The organism is Halorubrum lipolyticum DSM 21995 (assembly GCF_000337375.1).
GTDB lineage: Archaea > Halobacteriota > Halobacteria > Halobacteriales > Haloferacaceae > Halorubrum > Halorubrum lipolyticum.
In genome coordinates, this window is record NZ_AOJG01000034.1 from 48662 (window position 1) to 66483 (window position 17822).

The following is a 17822-nucleotide window of genomic DNA, read 5'->3' on the forward strand; positions in this document are numbered from 1 at the left end:
CCGTCGATTTCTGCGTCCCTCCGTTCCGCGGTTCTCGCTCCGGTCGAGAGCCCCGCCGTTCCGCCTCGCCGCGCCGTTGCTCGATCCCGCCTCTTTTTGCACCCCGAGCGACACTCCCCGCCATGGTCACGGTACGGGCACCCGCCACGAGCGCCAACCTCGGCAGCGGGTTCGACGTGTTCGGAGCGGCCCTCACGCGGCCGGCGGACGTCGTCACCGTCGAGAAGGCGGCGGAGACGACGATCGAGGTCACCGGCGTCGGCGCGCAGTACATCCCCGAGGACCCCGAGAAGAACACGGTCGGCGCCGTCGTCGAGGCGCTCGACGCGCCCGCGCGCATCCACATCGACAAGGGCGTTCGCCCGGCGTCCGGGCTCGGCTCCTCGGCCGCCAGCGCCGCCGGCGCCGCCGTCGCGCTCAACCGGCTGTACGACCGCGGGCTCTCCCGGTCGGAGCTGGTCCCGATCGCCGCCGAGGGCGAGGCAGTCGTCTCCGGCGTCGCGCACTCCGACAACGTCGCCCCCTCGATCCTCGGGGGGTTCACGGTGACGACGAGCGAGGGGACCCACGCCGTCGACGCCTCGATCCCCCTCGTGGTCTGCCTCCCCGACGTCGCCGTCTCCACGCGCGACGCGCGCCGCGTCGTCCCGGAGACGGCCTCGATGGAGGACCTCGTCGAGACGGTCGGCAACGCCGCCACGCTCGCGGTCGGGATGTGCCGCTCCGACCCCGACCTCGTGGGCGCCGGCATGAGCGACCCCGTCGTCACCCCCGAGCGCGCCCGGCTGATCACGGGGTACGACGAGGTGTGCGACGCCGCCTTCGACGCCGGCGCGACCGGCGTCACCGTCAGCGGCGCCGGCCCCGCGGTCCTCGCCGTCTGCCGCGACGGGCGGCGGCGGGGGGTCGCCGCCGCGATGCTCGACGCCTTCTCCGAGGCCGGCATCGACGCCCGCGCCTACCAGAGCCGTATCGGGCGGGGAGCGACGGTGCTCGAGGAGTGAGACGATCACGTGGAGGTGCCTGGCGTTTCAGTCGGTCGTGTATAACTCGTTCAGTTATGGAAGTTGCAAGGCTAAAACCCCGCCCTGAAGGGCGGGGATACAGCCGACAACACCTCCACGAACTACGTTCGATGGCACTTCCGGATATTCTGCGCCTAGTCCTTAGTTTTAATATACAATTTCCATAACTGGTTATGAACACAGTCGAATGCTGGAGACAACCCGCACCTATCGAGCGAAAATCGTCAATCACCAACAGGTGAGCGACGAGCTCGACCAGTGCGGGTTCTCCGCGTCGAAACTGTGGAACGTCGCCCGATACTACTCGCAAGGTCGATGGGATGAAGACGGGGAGATCCCCGACGACGGCGAACTCAAATCCGAACTCAAGGAACACGAACGATACAGTGACCTTCATTCTCAGTCAAGTCAGCGAGTTCTCGAAGAGCTTGCTGAGTCGTTCACCAGTTGGTACAAAGCGCGCCAACGCGGAGACGAGGACGCCAACCCACCCGGCTACCGCAAACACGGCGACGAACACCCGCGCTCCACCGTGACGTGGAAGCAGAAGGGTATCAAGCACGATTCCAAACACAACCGACTCCGCCTGAGCAAGGGTTTCAACCTGAAGAATCACCGTTCGGACTTCATTCTCGCAGAGTACGAGACGCGACCGGACGTGACCGTGGAGAACATCCAGCAAGTCCGAGCCGTCTGGAACGGCGACCGCTGGGAACTCCACATCGTCTGCAAAGTTGAAATCCCCGTCGAGGACGCACCGGGCGACAACACGGCGGGCATCGACGTCGGCATCAAGAACTACCTCGCCATCGCCTACGACGACGGTGATGCCGAATTGTACCCCGGAAACGTGCTGAAACAGGACAAGCACTACTTCACTCGTGACGAGTACGACACCGAAGGCGAGAACGGCCCATCACGCGGTGCGCTTCGCGCCCGCCAGAAACTCTCGCGGCGGAAAGACCACTTTCTACACTCACTCGCCAAGCACATCGTTGAGCGGTGCATCGACCACGAGGTTGGTCGCATCGCCATCGGTGAGTTGAGTGAGATTCGTGAAGACGAGAACGGTGACTCACGGAACTGGGGCAAGCAGGGGAACAAGAAACTCCACGGATGGGAGTTCGACCGGTTCACCATGTTGCTGGAATATAAGGCCGAAGAACACGGCATCGTCGTAGACCGCAAGAGCGAGCGAGACACGTCAAAGACGTGTTCGTGCTGTGGGCGGAAGCGTGACGCGAATCGCGTGGAGCGTGGCTTGTACGTCTGTGAATCGTGCGGAGCGACGATGAACGCAGACGTGAACGGTGCAGTGAACATTCGCAGAAAGATAACTCAGAATCCTCCGACGGAGGATATGAGTAACGGTCGTTTGGCACGGCCAGTAGCCTACCTGTTCAACCAAACCTCTGGGTCGTTCCACCCGAGGGAGCAGGTAGGTTGTAAACCGTAATATCCCAACGCTTGGGAATCCTCGCCCTTTAGGGCGGGGAGGATGTCAACCCTGATCGACTGTTCCCCGGTGAACCCCTCGAAAAGCCCCAGCCTCGTCGCCCGACTGCGTCCGGCCGCCCGTGGCGCGACGCGCCTCTTGCAGCCGGCGGCAAGCCGCCGGCGACGCCACCGCCCGTTCGTTTATAAACGACCGTCGCCGCCGCTCGCGCTTTTTAAATATTCTCTCACCGCTACCGATCTACGACGCCTACTCCCGCCATCGATCACCGCGACTCCTGTACTCACCGGACTTGGGACGGAACGCGGTTCTCGCTGAGGTCGCAGCGAGTTCTCACCCGAACGTCAGCGGCTCCGCCTCCCCCCATTGCGGCTCGAACTGGTCTTTCACGCTCGCCGCGAACTCCGCGTCCTTCACGTCGATCATCGCGAACGGCTCGTCGCCGGAGAGCGGGTGCGGCACCTCGATACACACCTCGATGCCGTCGAAGACGGAGAAGGTCCCGTCGACGCCGGCGGTGGTCCGCACCTCGAACCCGTCCATATCCGAGAGGTCGGCGGTGTACCGCCGACCGACGCTCCGCGGGAGCGCGTCTACCGTCTCCGGCGACAGCAACACGCGGATCTCCACCCCTCGGTCCAGCGCCGCCTCCAGCTCGTCGGTCACCTGCTCGCCGATCGTTCCGAGGTCGAAGCCGGTCGCGGGCGCGCCGGCGACGACGACCATCCGGCGCTCGGCGGCCGCGATCCGCTCTAAGAGCAGGTCGGTGGCGTCCTCCGCGCCGACGGCCGCGGTCCAGAACTGCCCGTCGACGGGCTCGCCCGCGTCGAGCTCCGTCGAGAGGTCCGAAACGACCTCCTCGTACTGCTCCGCCTGCGTCTCCAGCTCTCGCTTCTTCTCATCTAACAGCCGGTCGAGCGCGGCGTCCGGCTCCACCGCCGCGTACTTCTTCGGTCGGCTGGCCGCCTGACTCCGGATCAGGTTGTGCTGCTCCAAGCTGTTGAGCACGTCGTACACCCGTCCCATCGGAACCTCGCTGGCCCGCGAGAGGTCCTTCGCCGTCGTCGGCCCGGTACGCAGGAGCGCGCGGTACGCGCGGGCCTCGTACTCGGAGAGCCCCAGATCGCGGAGAGATGCCATACCGTCTCATCCGTCGGGACCCGTATAAACACGTCGCCGGTTTACACGAGGTGTCGGTGGTCGTCGGACGAGACCGCGTGCGACACGGGGAGACGGTACCGGAGCGTGTCGCCGGTTTCGAGCGGTCGACTCCCGTTCCCGGACCGTCACTCGACCGTCTCGGCGACTCGCGTCATCAACTCGTCCGGTGTTTCCGCGGGCTCTGAGGCGGCGTCTCCGGCGAGCACGACCGCCGACCCCGCCGGGACCGACCGGGGGGCCGGCGCGTCCTCCCGGTGCGCGTTCGGGACGACGACCTTCTCGTGGTCCGCGACCCGCCACGCGGCGCGGTGGAGGTCGCTGCCCGGCTCGTCGCCGACCGCGACGACGGCGGTACCGCGGAGGAGCCGTCCCGCCAGGCTGCCGTACCCGGCGACCTGCACGCTCAGGCGCTCGGTCGCGCCGGCGAACGACTCGGCCGTCTCGCGGGCGACCGCCTCGTAGCGCTCCTCGCCGGTCAGCGCCGCCAGGTCGAGCAGCGCGGTCGCCATCTCCACGTTGCCGTCGAGCGGGCGGAAGGGGCGGTCGAGTAACCCCGCGCCCGACCGCGGCCCGTCGACGAAGGAGCCGTCGACGTGGAGCCGGTCGATCGCCCGGTCCGCGACCGCGCGGGCGACCTCGGCGCCCTCGCCGAGCACGCCGGCGGCGCGGGCGTACGCGCTCACGACGCGGGCGGAATCGGCGAGGATGTCCGTCTCGCCGACCTCGTCGCTCCCGCGGTAGCGGGTCACCTCGCCGGAGTCGGCGTCGATCAGGTCGCGTTCGAGCCCGTCGAGGATCCGTCGGCCGTACTCGCGGGCGCGCCCGTCGTCGGTGTAGGCGGCCACCGCCAGCAGCGCGTCGGCCGCGAGCGCGTTCCCGCCCGCGAAGACGGTCAGGTCGCGGCGCGGCGAGTCGAGCTCCTCGCGGTCCGCGGCGGAGGCGGCGTAGTAGGCGCGCCCGAGCCCCGGGCCGACGCTCCCGCCGACGCCGTAGCCGGTCCAGAGGTCGTCCGTGAGGAACTCCACCGCGTCGGTCGCGGGGGCGAGGTACGCCTCGTCGCCCGTGTAGAGGTAGGCGTTCGCGAACGCGCGGGTGACGGCCGCGTTCGTGTCGATCGGCTTCTCGTAGGCCACGTCGCCCCAATCGGGCGTCCCGGCGAATCGGAAGAAGCCGCCGGCCACGTCGTCGGCGAGGTGGTCGCGCACCGCGTCGAGCGTCCGGAGGGCGCGGTCGCGGTCGCGCTTCAGCGCGAACTCGACGGTGCGCGGAAGCGGGAACTTCGCGTCCGACCCCCAGCCGGCGTGCGCCTCGTCGTACTTCGCCTCGATCTGGCCGGCGAGGTGGCTTTCGATCGCGTCCGTCAGCTCCCCGCTCGGCGGGAGGTCGGCGTCGAGCGCGCGGGGTACCCGTCCCGCGTCTCGGCCCTTGTCGGCCCACATCCCCCGGACCGATTCGAGCACCTGCCGCATCCCGTCCACGTCGAGGTAGCCCGCGCCGGTGAGCAGCTCCCCCTCGGGCGTGAGGAAGGCGGTGGTCGGGAACCCGCCCATGTTGTACCGCTCGCGCACCCGCGGGTGGCGGTCGACGTCGACGCGGACCGGGACGAATCCCTCGTTGACGTTGGCGGCGATCCGCGGCTCCGCGTAGGTGATCGCGTCCATCTCGTGACAGCCCTCACACCAGGTGGCGGACAGCGAGAGCAGGACCGGACAGTCCCGCTCGTCGGCCTCGGCGAAGGCCTCGGCGCCCCAGTCGCGCCACTCGACGTGCGTCTCGTCGGTCATACCGACAGTCGGGCCGGGCGGTGGGTAAGCGCTTCGAGACCGGGCGGTGGACGAGCGATTCGTCGGGCGGTGGACGAGCGATTCGTCGACGGACGGAAGACTAATCGACCGGAGAGGTCGGGCGGAGGAGGAGGAGGGCGTCGGGCGGCTTGCGGTGCGATCTCGAGGGGCGCCGGCCTCAGCGCTTGTAGTCGTGGCCGATCGCGAGCGCGAGAGCGTTCGCGAACAGCAGGCCGACGAACAGCAGCCCGGGAGTACCTTCGAGCCCCATGTAGAGGAGCACGGGGTACGTGGCCGGGATGGCGATCGCCGCCCAGAAGGCGGCGGCCTTCACCGTGCCGGTCATCAGCCCGGCAACTTGCCGGCCGGAGGCGAGACGCGTGGAAGCGGGGGTTGACATGGACACTTCTCCGTACGACGGGTACCCCCATATAGCCCGCAGAGGGTTCGGACGATTTCACCACGTTTTCCCGCGGGTCGGCGACGTTTTAAAACGGTCTTAGAACCGGTTTAATTCTTTATTGCGTCTTCTCACGCCTTTTTATACGATCGACGACGATCGTCGATGTGAGGATTCGATCGGCCGCGAGAACAGGTGGCGGCGGGAGCCGGCGACGAGCGGTATACTCCCGACACGAGCGGCACGATACCGACGGCCGATCGCGGGCGGCGCCCGACCGGCGACGACGCCGGCGTAACACAGAGAGGTCTTTGCGCCTACAGGAAGCCCTTATGTAGGGCCGTCGTAGCGACGCCCGTCATGACCGAACTCACGCGTCGCACGGCCGTCTACGGCATCGGAACCGGAAGCGTCGTCGCGCTCGCCGGCTGCGTCGACGATGTCGATCCCGGCGCGGGAGACGGGAGCGACGGCGACGACAACGGAACCGGCGACGACGGTGACGACGGTGGCGGCGACGCGGTCACGACCGCCGTCCAACAGGTCGGCACGGCTCTCTCGGGGCCCGCGTGGGACCGAAGCGAGCGACGCGGGGTCTGCGTGCTGATCGCCGATGAGAGCGGGGACGCCTCGCGGCTGCTCGGCGACGCGCCGGAGGCGGCCCGCGCGTTCGTCGAGGAGACGGACTTCGCGGAGTCGGTGCTCGTCTACGTGGAGTCAGTCGGGCCGACCACCTGTCACGACGAGATCACGCTCGATAGCGCCGGTATCGGCGTCGAAGACGGGACGTTCGTCGCGGACGCGACGGTCCGAGGGGCGGACAGCGACGAGGCGGTCTGCGGCGAGGCGATCACCTACTCGGCCGCGTTGATCCGTGTCACGAGCGACCCGCTCCCCGACGCGGTCCGGCTCTCGGTCACCGACGGCTGGGGAGAGACGGGGACCGTGCGCGACGCGGACTGGGTCCGCGACCCGGAGGGGCTCGCCGGCGGCGTCCGCCCCGACGGCGACCCCCCGAACGTCCCCGCGTCGTTCGACTGCGACGTCGAGGGATTCGAGCGCCATCCCCGAGCGTACGAGGGCGAGGTCAACTGGGGCGGCGGAGGCGGGACCGGCAGCGACGCGGGCGGCGACGGCCCGCTCGCGCTCCGGGTCGTGACCGACACGAGCGACGACGGCGGGAGCGACGACCTCGCCGTCGCTCGCGGCGACCGGTTCCGGATCGAGCTGACGAACGTCTCCGGGCACACGACGTACATCGGCAACCAGGGCAAGTACAACCTAGAAATCCGCACCGAGGAGGGGTGGACCGAACTACGCGGGACCGAGGGCGACGCGACCTTCGGCTACACGGACGAGGCGCTCGGCGTCGACCCCGGCGAGACGCTCGACTGGGAGTTCGAGATGACCGAGTCCGGGCTCGTCGAAGGCGGGCCGCACGCCGACGCCCTCCGGGTGTGTCCGGAGCTTGTCCCCGGCCGGTACCGATTCGTCTTCTTCGGCGCCGCGGACCTCGCGGTCGCGTTCGACTACGAGGGGTAGCGCGGCCGAGTTCGGATCGTCTTCGAAGCGCCGGCGTCGATCACTTATAAATGAACGAGGCGGTGGCGCGCGCCGCCGAGCGCCCGAAGGGCGCGAGGTGCACGCGCGAGGGACGCGGCGACCGAAGGGAGCCGCGAGGCTGGGGAGGTATGAGGCTGCGGTTGCGGGCGGGGCGGGACTCAAAGGGGCAGCCGCGAGGGCGAAGCCTGACGACGCAAGGACCGCAGGAGCGAACGGAGTGAGCGACGAGGACCGCAGCGAGTCATGCGAGTCCTCGCGGTTGGGGCTTTGGAGGCGTCCGCCGCCGATCCACGATCAGTTATTTATAAGCGAGCGGTTGGGGCGTTGGCGGTCCTCGTCGTCAAGCCGTCGATCATATATAAACGACCGTTAACACCACCACTCGATCGCTTATAACGGACCACCGAGACAGCCTGCGACGCGCGCTTCCGCTATCGATCAACGCGCACCGTTCAGACCCGGATCTCGATCAGCAGGTCCGACTCGGGCGACTCGCCCATCACCGAGCGGACGCGGTCCCACGAGAGCTCGGCGCGGGCGGTCACGGTCTCGGCCGCGATCGCGCCGCAGGCGTTGCCGACGAGCAGCGGTACCTGGTAGTCGCGCGGGTCGTGCGAGAACCCGTCGCCGGCGATCTCGGGGTCCCTGAGCGCGGCGCCGAGGAAGCCGGCCGCGAACGCGTCGCCGGCCCCGACGGTGTCGACCGCGTCGACGTCGAAGCCGGGGTGGGACACGTCGCCGTGGGGGGTCCGGACCGTCGCGCCCTCCTCGCCGAGCTTGATCGCGACGACGCGGTCGTCGGGCTCCCACGGGTCGATGTCGGTCGAGTCGGCGAGCGCGTCGGCCTCCGGGGCGTTCACGAAGAGCAGGTCCGTGGCGTGGAGCGCGGCCTCGAACTCGCGGTCGCCGATGCGGCGCCCGGGATCGAAGCTCCGCGTCGTTCCGGCCTCGCCCGCGGCGGTCGCGAGCGCGGCCGCGGTCCCCGGCTGCTGGCCGGTGAGGTGGAGGTGGTCGGCCGCCGCTAGCGTCTCGCGGTCGAGCTCCGCCGCGGTGAACGACTCGTTGGCGCCGTCGTTGGCGAGCATGAGGAGCTCCCCGCCGCCGTCGACGATCGCGTACTTCACCGAGGTCGGCTCGTCCGCGTCGACGAGGACCTGTCCGGGGTCGACGCCGGCGCTCGCCAGCTCGCGGAGCGCCAGCGCGCCCGACTCGTCGCCGCCGACGCTCCCGTAGACGACCGACTGACCGCCGAGGCCGACGAGCCCGACCGCGACGTTCGCGGCGCTGCCGCCGCCCGACTGTTCGAGCAGGTCGATCCGGGTCTCTCCGTCCGGTTCGGGGAGCTCGTCGACGTGGATCGTCACGTCCCAGTTGATGTGACCGGCCGAGACGACCTTCGGGACGCGGTCGGCGGCGTCCGGTTCGAGGTCGGGGTCGTCGTCGACGTGGCCGCCGGCGTCAGCGCGCTCGTCGCCGCCGTCTCCTTTGTCGCCGCCGTCCTCGTCGCCCTCCCACTCGGAGACCTCCTCGTCCCACTCCGCGACCTCCTCCTCCCAGTCGTCGGTCCCGTCGGGTCCCGGGCCGTCCGACGTCATAGAGAACCCCCAAGGCGGATACCACGCCCTTCAGGGTGTGGAGGAATCCGACAACGCGGCGTCAGTCCTCGTCCAGTGGCCCGCCGGAATCCAACCCCCGCGTTCCCCTGAGCAAGAGACCTTTCCACGTCAGACCGTGTGCGTCTTTCAGTTCGCTCACTCGCTCGTACTGTTCCTCGTCCTCGAACTCTATCTTTACGTACCTCACACATATTTGTAACACTTCCGTTGCATTTACGCCTCTCGGTATTGTACTGTGAATCGTGACCGCCACCGCCACGAAAACGCTCGAAGCAACGCTCGCGCCACCGACGGCGCACAAAGAGCGCCGGCTTCAGCGTACTGTGGCGACGTACCGCCGCGCTCTCTCGGAGTCCTTCGAGAGTGGCGCGGACACGCAGACAGCGGTCAACGATGTCGTCACCGGCTACACGCTCACATCCTACGCCAAAGACGCGCTCAAGAACTACGTCCCGCAACTCCGCCGGACGTACAACGCCTCCGAATTGGACGACGACCACCCCGTTCGGTTCACGAACCGGGGGTGGCGTCTCGACCACTCTGAGGACAGAACGCACGAGTTCTGTTGGCGCGTCCCGCAGGCCGGGCGTGGCAATGCCTTCTGGATTCCGCTCCGTATCAACCCCGAACAACGGGAGTTGTGGGGGGAGTTGTTCGACGGCGAAGTGACGGTCGGAGAGTTCCGACTGCAAGAACACCGCACCAACTGGGTGCTTCACGTCACCGTCGAATACGCGGTCGCGGAACCAGAGGAGTCGGACGACCCGACGCCGGTCGGTTTCGACATCGGTGAATCCAAACTCCTGACGGGCTGTGCCTGTCAGGACGATACTCCAACCCAACCGTACATCTACGACGGCGGACGCGCCCGCCAGCTCCGCAAAGAGATGTTCACGACCCTCCGCCGTCTCCAACAGCGCGACGCCGCCGAGTGGCGCGTGGACGAACGATTCAACCACTATCAGAACGCTCTCACGGACATCGTGGAGAAGGCGTCTCGGCAGGCCGTCGAGTACGCCAGTTCCTTCGAGAACCCCGTTATCGTTCTTGAAGACCTGTCGTACATCCGCGAACATCTCGACTATGGAAAGTGGATGAACCGCCGTCTCCACAACTGGGCGTTTGCTCGTCTCACCGGACGCATCGAGGACAAAGCCCGCGACGCGGGGATTCCAGTCCGGTTCGTGAATCCCGCGTACACCAGTCAGACGTGCCACGCCTGCGGCCACCTCGGTTCTCGAAACTCGCAGGCGGCGTTCCGATGCACGAATGCAGAGTGTTGGGTGACGGAGTACCAAGCGGACATCAACGCGGCGGCCAATATCGCCGGTCGCCTCAATCCGTGGGGAGAGAGCCTGTCGCTGAAAACGACGGGCGATGACTCGCCACGGGACGGGAGCACCCTTGACAGTGCCACAGCCCACTCCGGGCCGAGTGCGAAACTCGCACAGACGACGCTCGGAGAGTGGGGCTGAAACCCCTCCGGTAGCAGACCCGGATTCCCCCTGTGCGGAGGATTCCCCTGCCTTCAGGCAGGTGGAGGATGTCAAGGCTCGGCCCACGGCTCTTCGGCGCCCTCGCCGAACAGCTCCCGCATCAGCGCGACGATGCTCTCGGGCGGGAACTGGCCGTGTTCGGTGACGATCGCGTCCATGTACCGCGGCGGCGTCACGTCGAACGCCGGGTTCTCGACCGCGATCTCGCCGATCTGTTCGCGGCTCTCGGCGTCGATCACCTCGCTCTCGGAACGCATCTCGATCTCGACGGTGTGGCCCGTCAGCGTCTCCGGGTGGAGCTTGATCGTCTGGGCGGCGGTCATGATCGGAACGCCGCGCTCGCGGGCGTTGACCGCCAGCCCCGAGGTGCCGATCTTGTTGATCACGCCGCCGTCGGCGGCGATCGAGTCGGCGCCGACGACGACGTGGTCGACCTCGTCGAGGTAGCGCCGCGCCGCGGAGTCGACGATCAGGGTGACGGGGACGCCCGCCTCGCGGAGCTGTTCGGCGGTGATGTGGCCCTGCTGGCGCGGGCGCGTCTCCTTGACGACCGCCGAGATCGACTTCCCCTGTTCGACGGCCGCCTCGATGCACGCCAAGGCGTCCGTCGAGTGGCAGTGGGTCATCACCGTGTCGCCGTCGGCGAGGCGGTTCGCCCCGACCTGCCCGAGGTCGTCCTGCGCGCGGTCGAGCTGGCGGACGAACGCGTCGCTCGCGTCGACGACGCTGCGGCGCAGCTCGTCGACCGTCTGGCCTTCCATCCGCTGGAGGACGTAGCGGAGGGCGTTCGGCAGCGACACGGCGGTCGGGCGGGTCTCGCGGAGGGTTCGGGCCGCGGCGCGCATCGACGCGCGGAAGGCGGCGGGGTCGCTCGCGGTCTCGCCGGACGCGGCCGCGGCCTCGGCCTGCTCGGCGAGCGCCTCCGCGGCCGCGGAGGCGATGGTCGCCGCGCCGCGGACCTCCATCGTCGCGATCTCCTCGGCGGTCTCCCGGACCGGGGCCGCCGGCTCCGTATCTGTCATACCGATCCGGTAGCCGTCCGGGTATTTATAAAACCGGGCGACTGTCGAGAGATTCGTCCTACTCCGCGTCCGGCTGCTGACCGTAGCTCTCGAACCGCTCCTCGACGGTCGCCATCTGCTCGTCGGAGAGCACGTGCGGCTCGCCGACCGCCGACGCCCGGAGGTAGAGCCGGCAGAGGTCCTCGACGTGGTGGGTGTTCTCGACCGCCGTCTCGACGTCGGGGCCGGTGACGACGAGCCCGTGGTTCGCGAGGATCGCGGCGTCGGAGTCGGCCTCGGCCATCGCGCCCACGGCGTTCGCCGCCAGTTCCTCGGTGCCGTACGGCGCGTAGTCGGCCAGCGGGACCTCCCGCCCGACGGCGGCGATCATGTAGTGGACGGGGGGGAGCTTCCGGTGGAGCGTCGCCATCGTCGTCGCCCACGGCGAGTGGGTGTGGACGATCGCGCCCGGCCGGTCGTGCTTGTAAATGCCCGTGTGCATCGGCACCTCGCTCGACGGGGCCATCCGGCCCGCCAGCCGCTCGCCATCCAGCGAGACCACCGGCACGTCGGTCGCGTCGAAGGCGTCGTACGGGACGCCGGTGGGCGTGACAGCGACCCGGTCGCCCTCGCGGACGCTCAGGTTCCCGGTCCGGCCGGGCGTCAGGTCCGCGAGCGCCGGCGCGTACGCGACGACCGCCTCGCGCGCGTCGCGCAGAAGGTCTGGAGCGGCGTCGTCGGCGTCGCCCCCGTTCCGGGTCACGCCGCCACCTCCGTCAGGTCGGCGAACGCGTCGAGCCGATGGTCCGGTCGCCGGTCGCCGTCGAGCTCGTCGATGGCGGGCGTCTCGCCGTCGGCGACGAACAGCGCCGTGTCCATCCCGACCGCGTTCGCGCCGGCCACGTCGGCGCCGACGTTGTCGCCGACCATGAGCGCCTCGCTCGGCCGGCGATCGAACGCCGCGAGCGCGGTCGCGAAGGGGATCGCGCTCGGCTTCTCGCGGCCGACCTCCTCGGAGGTGACGAGCCGGTCGACCCGGTCGTCGATCGCGAGCCGCGAGAGCTTCCGCAGCTGGACCCGTGTGGTGAGGTTAGTTACCACGGCGATGTCCGTCCCCGCCTCGGCGAGGGCGTCGAAGACGCGCTTGACCCCGTCACACAGCTCCATCTCGGCCGCGTACCCCTCCCAGTAGGCGTCGCCGAGCGCCAGCGCGTCGGCGGCGTCGCGCTCGCCGGCGTGGCGCCGCAGCGCGCGCTTGAAGTAGATGTGCCGGTCGTGGGAGGCGGCGGTGCCGGCGGTCTCCCGCTTCGACTCCCGCCGCGCGGTCGCGTACAGCTCGTCGAACGTCTCGCGGTCCATCTCGTACCCACGCTCGCGGAACGCCGCGAGGGCGGCCCGCTTGCCCGCCTCGTTGCAGGGGGCGTACGGGTACAGGGTGTTGTCGAGGTCGAAGAACACCGCCTCGTAGCTCATGCGCCCTCTCGGTCGGGCTGTGACTTAAGAGTGGTTCGACGCCCCGAAAGCGATCGCCCGACGGCTACTGCTCGTTCATCGCCTCGCTGGCGATGTTGCGCCCGCGAGAGTTCAGCGCGACCTCGCGTCGCACCCGCACCTCTTCGACCACTTCGAGGTCGACGAGCCGCTCGAACGTCTCCTCGACGGCGTCCACGTCCATCCCGAGGAACGAGGGGATCTCGAACGGCGAGACGCCGGAGTACAGCGCCATCAACACCTCCCGGTCGCGGCTGGAGAGGTCGACGTTCGTCGACGAGCGCTCCTCGCCCTTCCGGAGCCACGCCTCGACGAACCGCATCCGGCTGGGGGCGCCGGCGATGTGGGTCTCGATGCTCGTCCCCTCGTCGTCGGTGTGTGACACCTCGATCACGGGCTTCTTCTCGCCGTTGACGGTGCGTTTCGCGGCGTCGAGCCCGCTGATGTCGTCGAGGTCGAACTTCACGAACGCACCGCTTTCGAGGGCCGCGTTGAGCCCGTTCTCGTCGATCTTCACCCGCGCCTGCTCCCACTCGGTCTCCTGGACGACGCCGCCCTCGATCGCGGGGTGTTTCGCGGTTACCGTCCGCTGGTCGAGCAGCGCCCGGTACACGTCGCGCTCGAACGACTCGTGGTCCGCGGCGTTGACGAGCAACACCTGATCGCCGAGGTCGAAGCTGACGTAGTTGGAGACGCGCGCGACCGACTGGTTGGCGTCGTGACGCCCGCCGAGCCCCTCGAGGTCCGAGAGCGGGACCGTGCGCTTCCCGTCGTTGCCGGCCAAGATCAGCCGGCGGTTCGAGAGGAGCACGCGCCCGGGCGTCCACGACACGTCGCTCATCTTCCGCCCGTCGCGGACGGCGACCGCGAACCGCGCCTGCGTGTCGGCGACCTTGTACTCGCCGCTCTCGCCCGACATCTACGGTCCCCCCGCCCGGAGCTTCGAGACCGCCGAGAACACCCGCTTCCGGACCGCGGGACTGTCGTCGTCGGTGAACCCTTCGAGCCGGTTGAGCGTCTCCTGTCCGCCGATCTGCCCGAGCACGAACACCGCCTTCGCGCGGGCGTCCTCGGGGTGTTCGGTGCCGAGGCGGTCGAGGAGCCGGTCCTCGACGATCGGGCCGCCGAGGCTCTTGAGGCTGGTGGCCGCGAACTGCGCGGTCTGGGGGTCCTCGTCGGCGAGCGCGTCCGCGAGCGCCTCGATCGCGACGGCCGACTCCGGCTCCGCGACGCGCCCGAGGATCCACGCCGCGTTCCGGCGCTGGCGGCTCTGCTGGCCGTCGGTGAGGATCTCGACGAGCGGCTCGACGACGGTCGCGTCGTCGGCCTGCTTCAGCTCGGAGACGACCCGGTCGCGGACCGCGTGGCTCTGCTGGGTGGGCACGTTCGAGAGCAGCTCGATGACCGAGTACACCGCGGCGTTGCGGACGACCGCGCTCTCGTCGCCGAGCGCCCGCGCGAGCGGCTCCACGGGCTCCGGGTTGTTCGCCTTCCCGAGCGCGCCCGCCGCGATCCGCCGGAGCGGCTCGTCGCCGTCGTCGAGCAGGTCCAAGAGGGGCGAAAGCGCCCGGTCGGTGCCGATGTTTCCGAGCGCGTTCGCGGCGGCGCGCCGGACCCGCGGCTCGTCGTCGAGCCGCCCGGCCAGTCCGGGGACCGCACGCGGGTCGGCGAAGGTCCCGCAGGCCTGACACGCCCGGAGCCTGACGCGGGGGTCCTCGTCGTCGAGCGCCTCGACGAGGTGTTGGAGACCGCTCGCGTCGTCGAGGCGACCGAGCGCGTTGGCGGCGGCCATCCGAAGCTCCGGGCGGTCGGCCTGCAGCGCGCGCGCGAACTTCCGGGCGGTGACCCACTCCGCCTCGGACCCCTTCGTCCCGGTGAGCTCCGAGAGGAGCTGTTCGAGCGCCGCCTCGCCGACCTCGTCGAGCGCGTCGACCGCGGCCCCCCGGACCTGCGCGTCGTCGTCGCCGGTCGCGGCGCGCAGGAGCGCGTCGATGGACGGCTGGTCGTCGGGCTCGGCGATCTCGCCGAGGAACTCGGCCGCGCGCTTCCGGACCGCGGCGCTGTCGCTGCCCATGGCGTCCCTGAGCCGCTCGGCGTTGCCCTCCCGCGCGTGCTGGTACAGCGACATCAGACCCTCCGGAACACCCGTCGGCGCTTGTCGATCGGCTCGTACCTGTCCGAGCGGTCCGGCGGGACGCTCTCCGTCATCCCGAGCACGAGCACGCCGTTCTCCGCCAGCGACGCCTCGAGCGTGTCGAACAGCGCCCCCTTGTGGTCCACGTCGATGTAGATCAGCAGGTTGCGGCACAACACCACGTCGAAGGGGTCGCGCGACCCGTCGCGGATCAGGTCGTGGGTCTCGAAGTCGACGAGCCGGCGGACCGCCCGCCGAACCCGGAACGAGTCGCCGTCGCGCTCGACGTAGCGGTCGGGGTCCGAGAGCGGCGCCAGCTCCTCGGCGATGTCGGTCGTGCGGGTGGTGTGGTAGACGCCCTCGCGGGCGTTGTCGAGCGCCTCCTCGCTGATGTCCGAGCCGAGCACCTCGACGCGCGACTCGTCGATCTCGGGGTCGTCGCAGGCCAGCATCGCGACCGAGTACGGCTCCCGCCCGTCGGCCGAGGGGGCCGACCAGACGCGGACCCGGCGCTGCTCGCTCGTCCGCTCGCGGAGCACGCCGCGGAGCGCGTCCCACATCTCCGGGTTGCGGAAGAACTCCGTCACGTTGATCGTGAGCGCGTCCATCAGCGCCTCGCGCTCGCCGTCGTCCTCCCGGAGCAGCCGCTCGTACTCGGCGTGCGACTCGGTGTCGCGCCGGCGCATCCGGGCGGTGATCCGGCGGTCGAGGTACGACTCGTTGTAGTAGCCGGGCTCGAAGGGGACGGTGTCGTCGATCTGGCGAAGGACGCCCTCGAAGGGCGTCTCGCTCCCGCCGCTCATAGGCTCACCACGTCGAGGACGGCCACGACGTCGCCGTCGCCGAGGACCGCCGTGCCGCTGAGGCCCGGCGTCCCCGACAGCGGCCCGTCGAGCGGTTTCACGACCACTTCCTCCTGATCGAGCACGGCGTCGCAGTGGAGTGCGACCTGCCGCGTCTCCTCGCGGATCCGCACGAGCATCCCCTCGTCGGTCACGCCGCCGTCGGTGGTCGCGGAGGCGGCGTCGGTCTCCGCGGAGGCGGTGTCGGTCTCCGCGGGGTCCGCTTCCGCGGGACCGCCGGCCCCCGACCCGGCCGCCGCGGCCCCGCTGTCCGCGAGGCGCTCGTTCAGTCGGATCACGGGGTACAGGTCGTCCTCGTGACGGACGATCTCGTCGCCGTGGACCTCCTCCACGTCGTCCGCGCGGGCGACCTCCGCGATCGACTTGATCGGGATCCCGTACTCCGTGCCCCCCACGTCGACGAACATCACCTTCACGATGGCGACGGTGACCGGGAGCCGGAAGCGGACCGTGGTCCCCTCGCCGGGGTCGCTCTCGACGGAGACCGAGCCGTCGAGGTCGCGCGCGGTCGTCCGGACCACGTCCATCCCGACGCCGCGCCCGGAGACGTCGGTGACCTCCTCCGCGGTGGAGAAGCCGGGGTGGAAGACGAGGTCGTAGACCTCGTCGTCCTCCATCGCCTCGACCGCCTCGCGGCTCTTGACGCCCTCGTCGACCGCCTTCTCGCGGAGCTGATCGGGGTCGAGCCCGCCGCCGTCGTCGGCCACCTCGATGATGACGTGGTCGCGTTCGCGCTCGGCCGTGAGCCTGACGTGGCCGGTCGGGTCCTTCCCGGCGGCCTCGCGCTCCTCGGGGGTCTCGATCCCGTGGTCGACCGCGTTCCGCAGGACGTGGACGAGGGGGTCGCGCATCTCCGTGAGGATGGTGCGGTCGAGCTCCACGTCGTCGCCCTCGATCTCGAAGTCGATCCGCTTGTCGAGGTCCCGCGAGATATCGCGGACGAGCCGCGGGAACGAGTCCGACACCTGCGAGAACGGGATGAGTCGCATGTCCATCGCCGTGTCCTGCAGGCTGGAGGCGAGCTTATCGAGCTCGTCCAGCGCGTCCGACTGCGCGTTCAGCTCCTCTAGCTCCCGCCGGAGCTTGATCCGGCTCGTCACCAGCTGCTCGACGAGCCCGTACAGCTCGTCGACCTGGCCGACGTCGACCCGGATCGACTTGATCTCGTCGCCGGAGTTGGAGTCGGACGCGGGGTCGGACCCGGACGAGGCGTCGTCTTCGGGGCTCTCGTCGCCCGCGTCTTCCGCGTCGTCGGTTTCGCTGACGGCGTCCGCGTCGGGGTCGGCGCTCTCGTCGGGGTCGGCGCTCTCGTCGGGGTCGGCGCTCTCGTCGGGGTCGGCGCTCTCGTCGGCACTCTCGTCGGCCGCGCCGCCCTCGCTGCCCTCGCCACCCTCGCCGGCTTCCTCCGCGACGAGCGCCGTCGCGATCGATTCGACCTGCGTGAGCGCGCCGAGCCCTTCGGCGACGACCGCGGGGTCGGCGTCGGCGACGAAGGCGTCGAACCGTTCCTCGTACTCCCCGTCCTCCAGCGCCTCGGCGACGGGTACCGTGACGAACTCGCCGAACTGGCCGTCGAGCGCCTGCAACACGAGCGCCGCGTCGACGCCCGCCATCGCGGTCTCGCCGATCGTCACGTCCGCGTACACGACGGGGTCGTCGAGCGCGGCCGCGGCGTCGGGGAGCTCGGGGACGGACAGGTCGTCAGCGTCGTCCTCGCCCGCCTCGGTCTCGGCGCCGTCCTCGGTCTCGGCGCCGTCCTCGGTCGCGTCCTCCTCCTCGGCGCCGTCCTCGGTCTCGGCGCCGTCCTCGGTCGCGTCCTCCTCCTCGGCGCC

16 protein-coding genes are annotated in these 17822 nt (G+C 69.6%); 4 read left to right on the top strand and 12 right to left on the bottom strand.

Going from position 1 to position 17822, the window contains the following annotated elements:
- Window positions 1–122 precede the first annotated feature (122 nt).
- The gene (locus C469_RS12630) at window positions 123–1004 is read left to right on the top strand and encodes a homoserine kinase (RefSeq protein WP_008007160.1); all 882 of its coding nucleotides are present in this window, start codon (window positions 123–125) and stop codon (window positions 1002–1004) included.
- Window positions 1005–1212: 208 nt separating this feature from the next.
- Window positions 1213–2481, top strand: a complete 1269-nt coding sequence (locus C469_RS12635) for an RNA-guided endonuclease InsQ/TnpB family protein (protein ID WP_008007161.1) — start codon at window positions 1213–1215, stop codon at window positions 2479–2481.
- 333 nt (window positions 2482–2814) lie between these two features.
- Here the strand turns inward: C469_RS12635 and C469_RS12640 are convergent, their stop codons facing one another.
- The 3 genes from C469_RS12640 to C469_RS12650 form a co-directional block, all read right to left on the bottom strand.
- Window positions 2815–3621, bottom strand: a complete 807-nt coding sequence (locus tag C469_RS12640; protein WP_008007163.1) for a TrmB family transcriptional regulator — start codon at window positions 3619–3621, stop codon at window positions 2815–2817.
- Window positions 3622–3767: 146 nt separating this feature from the next.
- Window positions 3768–5426 carry a DUF255 domain-containing protein gene (locus C469_RS12645; RefSeq protein ID WP_008007165.1) on the bottom strand — a complete coding sequence of 553 codons (1659 nt, stop codon included), beginning with the start codon at window positions 5424–5426 and terminating at the stop codon, window positions 3768–3770.
- A gap of 178 nt (window positions 5427–5604) precedes the next feature.
- Entirely contained in the window at window positions 5605–5826 is a 222-nt protein-coding gene (locus C469_RS12650; protein WP_049911414.1) for a hypothetical protein, read from the bottom strand.
- A 360-nt stretch (window positions 5827–6186) separates the two neighbouring features.
- On the opposite strand from C469_RS12650, the gene C469_RS12655 reads away from it, so the two are divergent.
- On the top strand, window positions 6187–7368 hold the full coding sequence (locus C469_RS12655; protein ID WP_008007169.1) for a hypothetical protein: 1182 nt from the start codon (window positions 6187–6189) through the stop codon (window positions 7366–7368).
- Between the two features lie 473 nt (window positions 7369–7841).
- On the opposite strand, the gene C469_RS12660 is transcribed toward C469_RS12655, so the two are convergent.
- Both C469_RS12660 and C469_RS17265 read right to left on the bottom strand, forming a co-directional pair.
- Window positions 7842–8984 (bottom strand): carbohydrate kinase family protein, encoded by a 1143-nt coding sequence (locus C469_RS12660; protein WP_008007170.1) that lies wholly within the window; start codon window positions 8982–8984, stop codon window positions 7842–7844.
- A 61-nt stretch (window positions 8985–9045) separates the two neighbouring features.
- Entirely contained in the window at window positions 9046–9192 is a 147-nt protein-coding gene (locus C469_RS17265) for a hypothetical protein (RefSeq protein ID WP_008007172.1), read from the bottom strand.
- 55 nt (window positions 9193–9247) lie between these two features.
- Here C469_RS17265 and C469_RS12665 point away from each other — a divergent pair, with 55 nt between their 5' ends.
- Window positions 9248–10480 (top strand): RNA-guided endonuclease TnpB family protein, encoded by a 1233-nt coding sequence (locus C469_RS12665; protein ID WP_049911415.1) that lies wholly within the window; start codon window positions 9248–9250, stop codon window positions 10478–10480.
- Between the two features lie 71 nt (window positions 10481–10551).
- On the opposite strand, the gene C469_RS12670 is transcribed toward C469_RS12665, so the two are convergent.
- The 7 genes from C469_RS12670 to C469_RS12700 form a co-directional block, all read right to left on the bottom strand.
- The gene (locus tag C469_RS12670; RefSeq protein WP_008007176.1) at window positions 10552–11523 is read right to left on the bottom strand and encodes a ribose 1,5-bisphosphate isomerase; all 972 of its coding nucleotides are present in this window, start codon (window positions 11521–11523) and stop codon (window positions 10552–10554) included.
- Between the two features lie 58 nt (window positions 11524–11581).
- The gene (locus C469_RS12675; RefSeq protein ID WP_008007178.1) at window positions 11582–12265 is read right to left on the bottom strand and encodes a class II aldolase/adducin family protein; all 684 of its coding nucleotides are present in this window, start codon (window positions 12263–12265) and stop codon (window positions 11582–11584) included.
- Window positions 12262–12975 carry an HAD family hydrolase gene (locus C469_RS12680; protein ID WP_008007180.1) on the bottom strand — a complete coding sequence of 238 codons (714 nt, stop codon included), beginning with the start codon at window positions 12973–12975 and terminating at the stop codon, window positions 12262–12264. Before C469_RS12680 ends, C469_RS12675 begins: the two co-directional genes overlap by 4 nt.
- Window positions 12976–13039: 64 nt before the next feature.
- Window positions 13040–13912 carry a CheF family chemotaxis protein gene (locus C469_RS12685; protein ID WP_008007181.1) on the bottom strand — a complete coding sequence of 291 codons (873 nt, stop codon included), beginning with the start codon at window positions 13910–13912 and terminating at the stop codon, window positions 13040–13042.
- Window positions 13913–15121 carry a HEAT repeat domain-containing protein gene (locus C469_RS12690; protein ID WP_008007184.1) on the bottom strand — a complete coding sequence of 403 codons (1209 nt, stop codon included), beginning with the start codon at window positions 15119–15121 and terminating at the stop codon, window positions 13913–13915.
- A complete protein-coding gene (locus tag C469_RS12695; RefSeq protein ID WP_008007185.1) occupies window positions 15121–15930 on the bottom strand; it encodes a CheR family methyltransferase in 810 nt (269 codons plus the stop codon). Before C469_RS12695 ends, C469_RS12690 begins: the two co-directional genes overlap by 1 nt.
- Window positions 15927–17822, bottom strand: a 1896-nt coding sequence (locus tag C469_RS12700) for a chemotaxis protein CheA (RefSeq protein ID WP_008007187.1), incomplete at its 5' end; no start/stop codon positions are given. The genes C469_RS12700 and C469_RS12695, both read right to left, overlap by 4 nt.